Origin of the sequence: Carboxydocella sporoproducens DSM 16521 (assembly GCF_900167165.1) — a bacterium.
GTDB lineage: Bacteria > Bacillota.
The window spans coordinates 25,703-38,747 of the sequence record NZ_FUXM01000012.1; the positions used below are offsets into that span (position 1 = coordinate 25,703).

Genomic DNA, 13,045 nt, shown 5'->3' on the forward strand with positions numbered 1-13,045 from the left:
TCTTTTTACATAAAACATTACATTAATAGCCAGAATAATAAATGTAATTATCTTTTTCGACACGGGAGGGGAGATAATGAGCAATTGGACTGCACTGTTGATTCCGGTGGCAGCCGGGTCCCTGATGGCTGTACAAGGGGTACTTAACACCCTGCTCAACAAAAACCTCGGCCTCTGGCCTGCCACCCTGCTGGTACATTTGCTGGGACTGGCGGGAGTGGGGGCGGTGCTGATTTTTACCGGTACCGGTTTTCCAACCTGGGGGAAAATCAGTACAGTCCCCTGGTATGCCTATCTGGGGGGTTTTATCAATGTAGCCATTATTGCTACCGTCGTGCTGGGCATTAGCCGCCTGGGGGCCATTTCCGCAACTACAGCAATTATCGTCGGCCAGGTCAGCACCGCCGCCTTGCTGGATTATCTGGGCCTGGCCGGTCTTACGCCCAAACAGCCCCACTGGACCCACCTGGCCGGTCTATTGCTCCTGGTTATCGGTGCCCGTCTATTACTGCAAAAATAAGTCCAGGCCTTAGGCCTGGGCTTTTTGCAGGGCCTGATCCAGGTCAGCGATCAGGTCATTGACATCTTCCAAACCAATGGAGAGGCGGATCATTTCTTCCGTTACCCCGGTTGTCAATTGCTGTTCCGGAGTTAATTGCTGGTGGGTGGTAGAGGCCGGATGAATGACCAGGGATTTGGCATCCCCTACATTGGCCAGATGGGAGAATAATTCAAGGCTATCGATAAATTTCCGGCCTGCCTCCAGACCGCCCTTAATGCCAAAGGTCAGGATAGCTCCCTGGCCTCGGGGCAGGTATTTTTGTGCCCTGGCGTATTCCGGGCTGCTTGCCAAACCAGGATAGTTAACCCATTCTACCAGGGGATGCTGTTCCAACCAGCGGGCTACTTGCAGGGCATTGCTGCTATGCCGCTCCATGCGCAGGGACAGGGTTTCCAGACCCTGCAGGAAAAGGAAGCTGTTGAAGGGACTCAAGCAGGAACCCAGATCCCGCAACAACTGCACTCTGGCCTTAACGATATAAGCCAGCGGCCCCAGGGCTTCATGGTATTTCATCCCGTGGTAGCTGGGATCGGGTTCAGTCAGACCGGGGAATTTACCACTGGCCGACCAGTCAAATTTGCCCCCGTCAATAATGACCCCGCCAATAGAAGTCCCATGGCCTCCGATAAACTTGGTGGCCGAATGGACCACTATATCCGCTCCATGTTCTATGGGCCGGCAGAGGTAAGGCGTCCCCAGGGTGTTGTCCACAATCAGGGGAATCCCGTTTTCATGGGCGATTTCCGCCACCCTTTCTATATCCAGCACATCCAGGCGCGGGTTCCCGATCAGTTCTCCATAAAGGGCTTTGGTCTTAGGGGTAATAGCCTGTCGGTAATTTTCCGGATCCCGGGAGTCGACGAAAATCACCTTGATCCCCAGTTTAGGGAGGGTGTGGGCAAACAGGTTATAGGTCCCGCCATAAAGACTGCTGGAAGCTACGATTTCATCACCGGCCTGGGCCAGGTTAAGGATGGAGAAAGTGATAGCCGCCTGACCGGAGGAAACAGCCAGTGCCCCTACTCCTCCTTCCAGCTGGGCCATCCGCTGTTCAAACACATCAGTAGTGGGATTCATAATCCGGGTATAAATATTGCCCGCTTCCTTCAGGGCAAACAGGTCGGCCGCATGCTGGGAATCACGGAAGCAATAGGATGTAGTCTGATAAATGGGCACAGCCCTGGCTCCAGTAGCAGGATCAGGTTGTTGCCCGCCATGAAGTGCAATCGTGTCAAAGCCTGGTTTTTTGTTCATTATCCTTTCCCCTTTCTTGAAAAAATTAAAAGCGCCCGAGAGGCGCCTGGCATAACCATGCTTCCCTCTCATCTCTCAGGCTTTTGCCTGCAGGATTTGGCACATTTCCGCCTTCAGGCGGCTGTTGCCGGGCTTCATCGGGCCAGTCCCTCCACCACTCGCGATAAGAGTCGCCTATTTATTTGTGTAGTATAACAATAGCATGTATATCTGAGTATGTCAATATAGTTAGTGGGAATTATATTTAAATTTCTTGCAATATCCGTTCCACTACCTGATCATTAATACGGATCTTCGCCTTTTTTTCCACCTCTGCCAACCTTTCCTGCAGTTTATCCTCCCCGCCCCAGTATTGCACCAGCTTCTGTCGTGTCAGCTGGAGCCGGTTATATTTGTGCATCGCCTCCACTGTCAGCCCCCGGGCCTGAATTGTAGCCTGGAAGGTGGCCTCATCGGGAAAATTGGCCCGGATTTCCTTGATAACCGCCTCTACTTCCGCATCAGTAGCTATCAGCTTTAGTCTGGTCGCCTCCTGCATTAATAAAGTTTCCCTGACCAGGTCAGCGATTACCTCTTCCCGGAGCATGGTCAGGGCATGCTCCCGGCTGGGCCCGTTAAAATCCGTGCCCTGAGCCGTGAGGACAAACTTTTTCTTTTCTACCCGGCGTTCAAAGTCAACGGTGCTGATCTTTTCGCCGTTCACTATGGCCGCCGTTTTATTATCCAGCTGCGGAGGAGGGGTAGTCTGTCTGGCACAGCCAGTAATGATGACCAGCAATACGATTACAAGCAACAATAGCTTGCGCATGCTAATCTAATCCTCCTTGCCAGAAAGGCCCCGGGCTTTCCCGGGGCCAAAAGCCTTACTCTTTTTCGAAATCTTCCTTGCCAGCGCCACACATGGGGCAAACCCAGTCTGCCGGCAGAGCTTCAAAAGGAGTGCCAGGAGCAATCCCATTATCCGTATCCCCAACTGCCGGGTCATAGACATAGCCGCAAATAACACAGACGTATTTTTCCATAAGAACATCTCCTTTCTTTTTATCCCTGTCCCAGATCCGCCAGAATCCGGGAAAAATCTGCTTCCGGGTCCGTTTCCATGCCTTTTTCCACCGCCCGTTTTAACTGCCGGGCCAGGCCCTCATCTCCAATGACTATGGCACCAGTGAGCTGACGGCCCTGGAAACACAATTTGCAATAAAAACCCTCTTCGTCTGCCTTGACTTTCTGGCTACCACTCTCAGCCCAGTTGCCTATGGAGAAGACGGATGTGCCCATGACTTTAAGAATCGATGGCGGCGGCACCTCTACATATTTTTCCTCAGCGCCAGCAGCATTCATCCCGGCTACCCGCCCCTGAGCCTGAGCCACTGGCCACAGCCCCCAGACCTGGCCATTGTATTCCGCCACGTCCCCGCAAGCCCAGATTTGGTCCTGGGAAGTGCGAAGATACCGGTCGACCACAATCCCCCGCTGACAGGCAAGTCCGGCAGCCTGGGCTATTTCCAGATTGGGCCGTACTCCGGTGGAAAAGAGAATAAAATCCGCCGGCAGCTGTCGGCCATCGGCCAGTTGCAAAGCTTCTACTTTTTCCGTGCCGGTAATGGCCTGGGCCTGGGCAGCCAGCACCAGTTCAATCCCCGCTCTCTGGGCAGCCCGGTGGAGGTAGGCTGAAGCTTTTTCATCCACCTGGCGAGGCAACAAACGCTGATTGTGTTCTAATACCGCCACCTGAATACCGCGCTGACTGAGAGTCCAGGCCGCTTCCAGCCCCAGCGGTCCCCCTCCGATGATGATCCCTTTTTGGCCTGGCCGGGCGAATTCATTGATTCGTTGGGCATCCTCAGCGGTGCGCAGGGTAAAAACTCCTGCCAGCTGATTGCCCGGTACCGGCGGCAAAAAGGCCCGGCTTCCGGTGGCTATAATCAGGGATGAATAGGAAAGGACACTTCCGTCTTCTAACCGCACCTGACGGGAAGCGGGATCAATCCTTTCCGCCTTTATTCCCAGCCTTAGCTCCACACCCATTTCCTGATACCAGGCCGGAGGTTTTAACAAAAACTTTTCCACCTCAAACTCCTGGCCCAGCAGAAAGGAAAGGCGCAAGCGGTAATAAGGTGGGTACTTCTCCGCTGCTACCAGCGTAACCGGTTGCTCCTTATCCTGCTGGCGAATGCCTTCTATGGCACTGACAGCAGCTACCCCGCCGCCCAAAATTACTATTGCCATAGGCCATACCCCTTTCCTGTCTCCTCTAACGACCGGTTTCATCTTTGCCCAGGCTTTGAGCAAAGGCCACCCCGAACTCAAAACAATCCCTGAGCTCCTTCTCACTGGGTTTAAAGTTGACCCGCAATGCCGGTTGCACTACCTTAAGGCCCAGGGCACTCATCCGTTCCTCCAGCATTCTGGTTGCCTCCCCGCTCCAGCCATAGGAACCGAAGGCGGCAACAGGTTTGTTTTTATTCTTGATGGGACATACCACCGAGAGCAAATCCCAGGCGGGTTTGACAGCATCCCTGTTAATGGTAGGGGAGCCGACCAGAAAAGCCCGGGCTCGTTCTATTTTTGTCTTCAACTCGCTCAGCGGTATTTCGGTAATATCCACCACTTCTACTTCACAGCTATTGACACTGGCAATCCCCCGGGCGATCTCTGCAGCCATCGCCTTGGTGTAGCCATAAGCTGAAATATAGGCGATCAACACCGGACCCTGGTGCTGCTCTGCCAGCAATTGCTTGCTCCACTGTTCATAGAGGTCAACAATTTCCCAGCCCTTGCTGCGCAGAACAGGACCATGTCCCGGGCAGAATACATCTATGGGCAAATTGCGGATTTTATTGATGGCCTCCAGCACGTAACTGGCGAAAGGACTCATGATTACATCATAGTAATAACGCAGGTCAGAACTGAAATCCCCGACCAGGTCATCGAAAATCATAGGGCTGCTGTAATGGCTGCCAAAACTATCACAGGTGATCAGCACTTTATCCTCGGGAATGTAGGTATACATAGAATCCGGCCAGTGCAGGAAGGGGGCCATAATAAACTGCAAGGTTTTCCCTCCCAGGTCTATAGTCATGCCCTCTTTGGCCTCAATCGACGGAAATTCCCGGTTGGTAATGGCTTTCAGAAAGCGCAAAGCAGATTTGGACCCCACCACTTTGGCATTAGGAGCCAGGTCCAGCAGAGCAAAGACGCTGCCAGCATGATCCGGTTCAGTATGGTCAACGATAATATAATCAATATCAGCAGGGTTCACTACCTCTTTCAGCCGGGCCAGGTATTCGGAGAAAAAGCGCTCCTTGACAGTTTCAAATACCGCTATCTTTTCCCCTTTGACAACATAAGAGTTATATGTAGTGCCATGGGCTGTTTCCATCACAATATCAAATACCCTTAAATCCGGGTTCAGGGCCCCTGCCCAGTAAATCCCTTCTTTTATTTTGATCGCTCCAACTCTGTCCATTTAAAATACCCCCTTGTTTTTAGTCTTATTAGGAATTATTATTAATTATATCATATAGCAAAAATCATAGATTGTCAAAAGTTTTTATGTTAAGATATTCTTCATCAGGCAGCAAATACCTGCAAAGGAGTGGCAAAAAAATGGATAGCTGGAAAGTATCTTTGTTCACTTTAATCAGTACCTTCTCCCTGGCCCTGGACCTGGCGGAAAACAAAAAACTGGAGCACGCCCAGCGGGTAGCCTATCTGGCCTTACGCACCGGCGAAAAACTGGGACTTGCTCCTGACCGCCTGCGCCTGGTTTTTTATGGCGGTCTGCTCCATGATATCGGCAAAGTCAATGCTCAGCTCCCGGTAGAATCTCACCCTCTGGCCGGGGCCCGCTGGTCCACCCAGCTCCCTTTGTTAACTGAAATCGCTCCTATTATCGCTGCTCATCACGAAGCCTGGGATGGCAGCGGTTTCCCACTGGGCTTGAGCGGTGAGGAGATTCCCATAGAAGCCCAGCTCCTTTTCCTGGCCGATCAGATTGAAAACCAGTTTGGCCAGGATTATGACCTGCTACCGGTGCAGGAACGGATTGTCGCCTTTGTGGAAAAGGAAAAAGGCAAACGCCTGGCTCCTGTAGTAGCCGATGCCTATCTGGAACTTTTGCAGGAACCTCGTGTTTATTATGACCTGGCCCATCGCAATTTAGCCCAGGCCATCCGCCGCCGCAGCCAGGTTTTTGATCAGGAAATCCAGCAGGCATCTCTGAAACATTTAGCCCTCCTTTTTGCTGACCTGGTGGATGCCAAAAGTCCCTATACCGCCGCCCACAGCCGCCGGGTTGCCAATACCGCCTTCTACCTGGGCCAGACCCTGGGCCTGCCAGCCGCTCAGTGCCGTCAGCTCTATCTGGCTGGTCTCTTACATGACCTGGGCAAGCTGGCTGTCCCCTCGGCTATCCTGGATAAGCCAGACCAGCTCACCCCCCAGGAATACAGCCGCATCATTGCCCACGCCTATTATACCGAACGGCTGTTGATGGAAATCCCCGGTCTGGAGGAGCTGGCCTTCTGGGCCGCCGCTCATCACGAAAAACTGGATGGCAGTGGCTATCCTTCCCGTCTGCGGGCAGACCAACTGCCCTTGCCCGCTCGTATCCTGGCAGTAGCTGATTATTATCAGGCCCTGGCTGATGACCGTCCCTATCGGGCTGCCCTGCCCAGGGAAAAAATTTACCACCTCTTGCGCCAGGAAGCGGTTGCCGGCCGCTTTGACGCCAGGGTGGTAGAGGCTTTGCTCAATCTCTTTTAATCCAGCCGTTTACGGAAGCGCAAAACGGAAAGAGTACAGATGATTGCCGTCAGCACAGCCAGCCAGAATGATACCTGCCAGAGATGGGAAAAATCCGCTCCCCGCAGCACGATGCCGCGGACAATCTGCAAAAAGTAGGTTAATGGTAGAACCTGCCCAATCCAATAGATGATTTTAGGCATGGATTCCCGGGGAAACAAAAACCCGGACAAAAGAATACTGGGCAACAGAATTAAAAAGGCCATCTGCATAGCCTGCAGCTGGTTTCGGGCAACGGTAGAAACAAACATACCCATCCCCAGCGCACAGGCCAGAAAGATAGTAGCTAACGCCAGCAGCAACGCCACGCTGCCAGAAATTTTCACCCCGAACCAGAAAACCGCCACCGCCAGTACCAGCAAGAGATCAAAAAAGCCGATAAATACATAAGGAACCAGTTTGCCGATAATCAGTTCCACCGGCTTGATGGGAGTAATAATGATTTGCTCCAGAGTCCCCCGTTCCCGCTCCCGCACCAGGGCAAAAGCGGTGAGAATCACTGTTATGTTCTGCAAAACCAGACCCATTAGCCCCGGGATATTAAACCGCAGACTTTCCAGATTAGGGTTATACCAAACTCTCGTCCTCATATCCAGAGCCAAATTCAACCCCGGCCCCGCTCCCTGCCGTTCCAGACGCTGGGTAACCAGATTGAGATTTAGAGACTGGGCCAGCATCTGGGCTGCCGAAAGGGCAGTGCGGGCCACCAGCGGATCAGATCCATCCAGCAAAACCTGAACCTGGGCCATTTCTCCCCGGGCTAAACGCTTACTGTAATCTGGAGGAATAATCAGAGCCACCCTGGCTATCCCGCCATCCAGATAACGGCGGACTTCCCCGGGATTTTCGGTCCAGTAGCGTAAATCAAAGGTACCGGTATTGGCCATGGCACTCACCAGCTCCCGGCTGGCTCTGGTTTTACTTTGATCACAGACCAGGGTCGCGATGTTTTCCACATCAGTACTGATGGCATAACCAAAAAGCAGCATCATCATAACCGGTACCCCAAAAATCATGGCCAAACTGGGTCGGTCCCGGCTGATTTGAATAAATTCTTTCCATATTATCGCTTTCAGTCGCACCCAGCTCATCGGCTTTCACCCGCCTTAGCCTCTTGCCCAGCCACAAAATTGATGAATATATCCTCCACTGATTGTCCTCCGTGCCGGGCCTTGATTTCCGCCGGGGCACCGAAATCCAGCAAACGCCCTTGAAAGATAAAGCCCAGTACATCACATTGTTCTGCCTCATCCATATAGTGGGTAGTGACCAGGATTGTTACTCCCTCTTCTGCCAGGCGGTGAATCAACTGCCAGAAAATGCGTCGGGACAAGGGGTCAACCCCGGCAGTAGGTTCATCTAAAAACAGCAGCTGGGGCTCATGTAAAAGGGCACAGGCCAGGGCCAGTCGTTGTTTCCAGCCCCCTGATAGTGTACCCGCCAGCTGTTCCTCCCGGTCCCCCAAACCGGTCAAGTCCAGGAGATAACGGTAACGCTCCTCCAGTTTCTTGCCCTTTAACCCATATACCCCGCCATAAAAGCGCATGTTTTCCCTGACAGTTAAATCCTCATAAAGGCTAAACTTCTGCGACATATAGCCTATATGCTGTTTAATCTTTTCCCCATCCTTCAGGTCTATGCCCAGCACTGTCCCCTTGCCTGAGGTCGGAGTGAGAATTCCGCACAACATGCGGATGGTGGTGGATTTGCCGGAACCATTGGGGCCAAGAAAGCCAAAAATTTGTCCCGGCTTGATGGCAAAGGAAAGGTTATCTACTGCCTTGCGGTCACCAAAAATCTTGGTCAGGTTTTCTACCTTGATGGCATATTCCACTGGCCACTCCCCCTATTTCAGCCTGACTTCCACCGCCTGGCCCGGTTTAAAGCCACTGGACCCGCCGGAAGTGATTTCAACTTTTACTTTGAAGACTTGAGTGGCTCTTTCTTCCCTGGTTTGAATATTTTTAGGTGTAAATTCCCCCTGGGGAGAAATATAGACGATTTTGCCTTCCCCTTTGAGCTTGCCATTTTCCGCCTCCACTATCGCCTTCCTTCCCAGTTGCACCCGGTCCAGCTGGCTCTGGGGTACAAAGATATTTACATAAAGGCGGTCCTGATCTACCAGATTTAACAGGGTAGAACCGGGATTGGCCAGCTCCCCCACCTTGAGAAGGATATTCTGAACCACTCCCCTTACCGGAGCTACTACCCGGGCCTTATTCACCTGCAATTGGGCCAGGGCCTCCTGCTGACGAGCTGCCTCCACCTGGGCGTCCTGGGCAGAGAGGGAATAGGAGGTAGCTCCCGCCTGGAGTAAGCGGACTTGCTCCCTGGCAGCATCAATCTGAGCCTTGAGGCTATTTACAGCGGCCTGGGCACTGGCTTCTGCCGCTTTTGCGGCTTCCAGCTGGTCAGCGGTAGCTCCCCCGGTTTGGACCAGCTCCTCTACATCCTGGCGCTGACTTTGCAAACGCTTCAAATTCTCCAGAGCTCCCTGCAAAGAAGCCTGCAGAGCCCGTACCTGGGCCTGGGCCTGGGCGATTTGTTGCGGACGGCTACCTGCTTTCACATCACCAGCCCTGGCTTCGGCCGCTGCCCGGTTAGCCTGCGCCAGCGCCAGCTGCAGGCGGGCCGCTTCATCATCCAGTTTAGCCACTACCTGGCCAGCCTTGACCAGCTCCCCTTCCTTTACCAGTACCTCCTTGACCTTGCCGGCCGTTTCCGCCACTACCCGGTATTCCTCGCCTTCAACCCAGCCGTTATAAACATCTTCTGCTGGTTTTCCCTGCTGTTTCAGCCAGCCATACCAGCCCAGTCCTGCCAGCACCAGCAGGACCACCACAATTCTAACTCCCTTCATCATTAGTCACCCCTTCCATGATAATTTTTATCATTTCAGCTATCATCTTATCCATCTCCGGTTCTTCAGGCAAAGCAGGCTTGAGCAAGCCCTTATACATTAAAGACGAAACCATCGCCCCCAGTAATATTTGAACCAGGGCCGTTCGATTTACAGGCCTCAGCTTTTCTCTGTCCAATTTCTTCTCCAGAAATTCCAGTACTGCTGCCCGTAGAGGCAAGATTATTTCCTTGAGCAAATACTCCCTCAATTCTGGCTGCAGAGCTGCTTCCAGCAAAATCAGCTTGAACAGCTCCTGATTCTTCTCGATGATAGTCAGCCGCTGCCGCAGAATCTTCTCCAGCGCCTGGGCCAGGGGCAATTGTTCGGTCTCCGCCCAGGTTCGCATCAGACTGCTGATCATAATCGGTTCCAGTACACCCTGCAGGAGAGCTTTTTTGGTAGGAAAATAATGAAAAATAGTACCCTCTGCCACCCCTGCCTCCCGGGCAATCTCTCTTGTAGAAGTACCGGCATAACCTCTGGCACTGAATAGCTTCAGGGCTGCTGCCAGGATCCGCTGCCTGGTTTCTTCTCCTTTACGGGTTCTGGCCACTTCCCCTCCCTCCCTCCTTTTCGAGTAAGTACTCAATTTATTATATTCGATAGTATTGTTTCTTTTCCTGCCTGGAGGTAAAGAATATAAAAAAAACTCCGGGAATTTTCCCGGACAAACTAACTCTGAAGTCGCCAGCCTTTAGGATAATAATTTTTTAAATAGCCATCTACTGCCAGGGCCCAGCCCAGTGGCCACCGGTCCAGACAGAGCAAATGCCAGCCTTTTGCCTCTCCAGCCGGCAAGGTCTCGCCTTTCAGGTATTTCCTCAGCTCCGGAGCATCCAGGGTGAAATAGACCGGCTGGGCAAACTGTTCCGGTTTTAAAGCCATCGCCAGGGCATAATCAGGATAAAATTTGCCTTTATAGAGATTACCCAGGGTCAATCCGGGACGAATCAGTTTTAATCCCTGCAATACCGGCAATTCCGGGGGTACAAGATAGAGGGTCCCGCCATTCAACCAGTAACGCCCATTCAATTCTGTTTTTAAATAGTTCTGGCGGAAGCGGTGCCAGGAGGCCAGTTCCTTGGCTCCTTCGGCCAGGTAGGGATCAGTACCACCGGGTCTGCCTGCTCCAGCCAATCTGCTTCCATTGTTATTTTTGCGCAATCTGGCCAGAAAATGTCCTTCTCCTCTGTTTTTATGCGGCCAGATCCGGCAAGCCAGGGCCAGTTCCGGCCTGCCCCCTACCACCCAGTCGGGGCGGCCCGGGCTATAGAGATGGGCCTGAGGCACCGGCTCCAGCTGAAATTCGGAATGTTCCTGCAAAAACTCCTGGATTGTCCCTTCGTTTTCATATGGATTAAAGGTACAGGTAGAATAAACCATTACTCCCCCGGGTTTCAGCATCCGGGCAGCTGCCCGCAAGATCTCCCTCTGCATCTGCCGGCAGCGTTCCGGACCAAACTTCTGATATGCCCCCATGCTCTCCGGCTCCCGCCGGAACATCCCTTCTCCTGAACAGGGTGCATCCACCAGAATTTTATCAAAATAGCCGGGAAAATGGCGGGCCAGCCGCTCTGGTCGTTCGTTGAAAATCAGGCAATTGGTTAAACCAAAAGTCTCAACATATTTAACCATGGGCCGGATGCGCTGGGGATTATTATCATTGGCTACCAGAATCCCTTTTCCTTGCAATTTGGCTCCAATCTGGGTGGTTTTGCCCCCCGGAGCTGCACAGAGATCCAGTACCTTCTCCCCTGGCTGAACCTCCAGAGCTTCCACTGGCGCCATGGCACTGGGTTCCTGGATATAATAAAGTCCGGCATGGTAGTAAGGGTGTTTCCCCGGTCGCTCTTCTTCCTGTAAATAATAACCTTCCCGACACCAGGGCACCCTCTCCAGAGGAAAAGGAGCGATTTTTTCCCACTCAGCCTGCTGAATTTTCAAGGGATTTTGGCGCAGGCCGTGCTGACTCTCTCCCGCCAGGGCGGCCAGGAACTCCGGCCATTCCTCTCCCAGCAAGGGTTCAAGCCTCTGTACAAACTCCCGGGGTAGTCGTTCTGCTGTGATTGCCAAGCCGCTTACCTCCTCAGACAGGATTTTTAGCATCGATGTGGAATTAAGTCCTTTGAGGTGATAATATGGAATATCGTCAACTTTCAGGAACAGATATCGCTGTCTCCCGCCTGGGCTTAGGCGGCATTCCCCTGCAAAAGGCAGAACCTGAACAGGTAGCCAATCTAGTGGCTGCCGCCGCTGACCACGGCATAAACTTTATCGATACCGCCCGTGGTTATGGTGCCAGTGAAACCTTGCTGGGCCAGGCCCTGAAAGGCTATCGTTCCCGTTTTCTGCTGGCCAGCAAGTCCATGGCCCGGGCGGCAGGTAAACTGGCTAGCTCCTGAGCCAGTTGCTCCGCTACCTTCCGGTTACCTTCTGCCATGAGGTGAATCTCATCAGTAAACCACTTACTCTCTATCAGCTGGCTGTAGTCCAGGGAACGGCAGTTGTGCCGCCGGGCTGCAGCCAGTATTTGCTGCTTTTCCTTTTCCCAGCGCTGTACATCAATTTTATACTTTTGTTTCAATAACTCCATATTGGCAGGAGTAGCATAAACCAGGGCCGGTCGACCTGCGTTTTCCCATTCCCGCAACAATTCCAGGTAAAGCCGCCACTCCAGATTGGCAGTGGTTAAATTCAGGGATGCCAGTTGCCCTCCGGCCCCTTTTAACAAAACCTCCTTTTTTTCCTGCCAGGGTCTTCCCTGTCCTGCCTGCTGTTGCTGTTTCTGCTGCCACTGCTGAGGCGCCTGGCTGCGTTCGGCTGTACCCTGAACCAGATCAGATAAATGCAAAAAGTCCCGCGCTACCACCTGTCGATAGCGATAAAAACTCCAAACCGCCGCTACTTTCTCCCCCAGTTGCTCTTCCCTGCTGGTCTCAGCTACTTTTATGCCCAGGTTACGAGCTGCCTCAGCATTGCCGGGCAGGCGTAGTACGTCCTGAAAGCGCACTCCCCCTTTTTCGGCAAACCAGCCCCGGCTGATATTATACACCAGAATATCCACCGGCATTTTTTTCAGCTGACGTACCAGAAAATAGGCTTCTGCCGGTTTCAAACCCTTTATACCCAGGTTAATTACAGTTATCTTTTGACCGGGAAACTTCTCCCGCAGGGAGCGGGCCAAATAAGCCGGAATAGTACGGTCAGCAGGAGTACTGGAACCATACATTTCTGAATCCCCCAGACAGACTACCACCAGTCCGGGAGCGCGTGGTAACCGGTCCAGCACTACCCGGATTGAACCCAGATCAGGATTATTCACCCGCCAGTCCTGTTTTTCCAGGAGCCGCCAGTCCAGATAGCGGTTCAGGCCCCAGTCCACCAGGAAGAGGCCAATTATAATCAATATCAGTACTTTGCCATTGAAAGGCAAAATTTTGTTCATACCTCTTTCTCCTTAAAATTGATTATAGATAAACTGGGTTTGTCCAAGAGTAGAGCCCAGTACAGCCAGTAAGATC

14 protein-coding genes and 1 riboswitch are annotated in these 13,045 nt (G+C 52.5%); of the genes, 3 read left to right on the forward strand and 11 right to left on the reverse strand.

Going from position 1 to position 13,045, the window contains the following annotated elements; all coding sequences use genetic code 11:
* The first annotated feature begins 76 nt into the window (after window positions 1–76).
* A complete protein-coding gene (locus B5D20_RS06345) occupies window positions 77–520 on the forward strand; it encodes a DMT family transporter (RefSeq protein ID WP_078665394.1) in 444 nt (147 codons plus the stop codon).
* Window positions 521–529: 9 nt separating this feature from the next.
* Here B5D20_RS06345 and B5D20_RS06350 read toward each other — a convergent pair whose 3' ends face one another.
* The 5 genes from B5D20_RS06350 to B5D20_RS06370 all read right to left on the reverse strand — a co-directional run bounded on the left by B5D20_RS06350 (window position 530) and on the right by B5D20_RS06370 (window position 5,285).
* A complete protein-coding gene (locus B5D20_RS06350) occupies window positions 530–1,816 on the reverse strand; it encodes a homocysteine synthase (protein WP_078665395.1) in 1,287 nt (428 codons plus the stop codon).
* Window positions 1,817–1,881: 65 nt separating this feature from the next.
* Window positions 1,882–1,986, reverse strand: a riboswitch (SAM riboswitch).
* 74 nt (window positions 1,987–2,060) lie between these two features.
* Window positions 2,061–2,624, reverse strand: a complete 564-nt coding sequence (locus tag B5D20_RS06355) for a SurA N-terminal domain-containing protein (protein WP_078665396.1) — start codon at window positions 2,622–2,624, stop codon at window positions 2,061–2,063.
* 55 nt (window positions 2,625–2,679) lie between these two features.
* The gene (rd, locus tag B5D20_RS06360; RefSeq protein ID WP_078665397.1) at window positions 2,680–2,838 is read right to left on the reverse strand and encodes a rubredoxin; all 159 of its coding nucleotides are present in this window, start codon (window positions 2,836–2,838) and stop codon (window positions 2,680–2,682) included.
* 19 nt (window positions 2,839–2,857) lie between these two features.
* On the reverse strand, window positions 2,858–4,045 hold the full coding sequence (locus B5D20_RS06365) for an NAD(P)/FAD-dependent oxidoreductase (RefSeq protein ID WP_159071779.1): 1,188 nt from the start codon (window positions 4,043–4,045) through the stop codon (window positions 2,858–2,860).
* Between the two features lie 25 nt (window positions 4,046–4,070).
* A complete protein-coding gene (locus tag B5D20_RS06370) occupies window positions 4,071–5,285 on the reverse strand; it encodes an FprA family A-type flavoprotein (RefSeq protein WP_078665399.1) in 1,215 nt (404 codons plus the stop codon).
* Window positions 5,286–5,425: 140 nt separating this feature from the next.
* Between B5D20_RS06370 and B5D20_RS06375 the strand changes: the two genes are divergently transcribed.
* Window positions 5,426–6,583: an HD-GYP domain-containing protein gene (locus B5D20_RS06375; RefSeq protein ID WP_159071778.1), complete on the forward strand. Its 1,158-nt coding sequence runs from the start codon at window positions 5,426–5,428 to the stop codon at window positions 6,581–6,583.
* Here B5D20_RS06375 and B5D20_RS06380 read toward each other — a convergent pair.
* The 5 genes from B5D20_RS06380 to B5D20_RS06400 form a co-directional block, all read right to left on the reverse strand.
* The gene (locus tag B5D20_RS06380; RefSeq protein WP_078665401.1) at window positions 6,580–7,713 is read right to left on the reverse strand and encodes an ABC transporter permease; all 1,134 of its coding nucleotides are present in this window, start codon (window positions 7,711–7,713) and stop codon (window positions 6,580–6,582) included. The two genes, B5D20_RS06375 and B5D20_RS06380, sit on opposite strands and share 4 nt — an antisense overlap.
* Window positions 7,710–8,456, reverse strand: a complete 747-nt coding sequence (locus B5D20_RS06385) for an ABC transporter ATP-binding protein (protein ID WP_078665402.1) — start codon at window positions 8,454–8,456, stop codon at window positions 7,710–7,712. Before B5D20_RS06385 ends, B5D20_RS06380 begins: the two co-directional genes overlap by 4 nt.
* 12 nt (window positions 8,457–8,468) lie before the next feature.
* Window positions 8,469–9,482, reverse strand: a complete 1,014-nt coding sequence (locus tag B5D20_RS06390) for an HlyD family secretion protein (protein ID WP_159071777.1) — start codon at window positions 9,480–9,482, stop codon at window positions 8,469–8,471.
* The gene (locus B5D20_RS06395; protein ID WP_159071776.1) at window positions 9,469–10,077 is read right to left on the reverse strand and encodes a TetR/AcrR family transcriptional regulator; all 609 of its coding nucleotides are present in this window, start codon (window positions 10,075–10,077) and stop codon (window positions 9,469–9,471) included. The genes B5D20_RS06390 and B5D20_RS06395 overlap by 14 nt, the downstream gene beginning before the upstream one ends.
* Before the next feature lie 119 nt (window positions 10,078–10,196).
* Window positions 10,197–11,597 (reverse strand): RsmB/NOP family class I SAM-dependent RNA methyltransferase, encoded by a 1,401-nt coding sequence (locus B5D20_RS06400; RefSeq protein ID WP_242952049.1) that lies wholly within the window; start codon window positions 11,595–11,597, stop codon window positions 10,197–10,199.
* A 65-nt stretch (window positions 11,598–11,662) separates the two neighbouring features.
* On the opposite strand from B5D20_RS06400, the gene B5D20_RS06405 reads away from it, so the two are divergent.
* Complete coding sequence (locus B5D20_RS06405; protein WP_078665406.1) at window positions 11,663–11,926, forward strand: aldo/keto reductase; 264 nt, start codon at window positions 11,663–11,665, stop codon at window positions 11,924–11,926.
* On the opposite strand, the gene B5D20_RS06410 is transcribed toward B5D20_RS06405, so the two are convergent.
* On the reverse strand, window positions 11,857–12,969 hold the full coding sequence (locus tag B5D20_RS06410) for an SGNH/GDSL hydrolase family protein (RefSeq protein ID WP_078665407.1): 1,113 nt from the start codon (window positions 12,967–12,969) through the stop codon (window positions 11,857–11,859). The genes B5D20_RS06405 and B5D20_RS06410 overlap by 70 nt on opposite strands.
* Window positions 12,970–13,045: the final 76 nt, after the last annotated feature.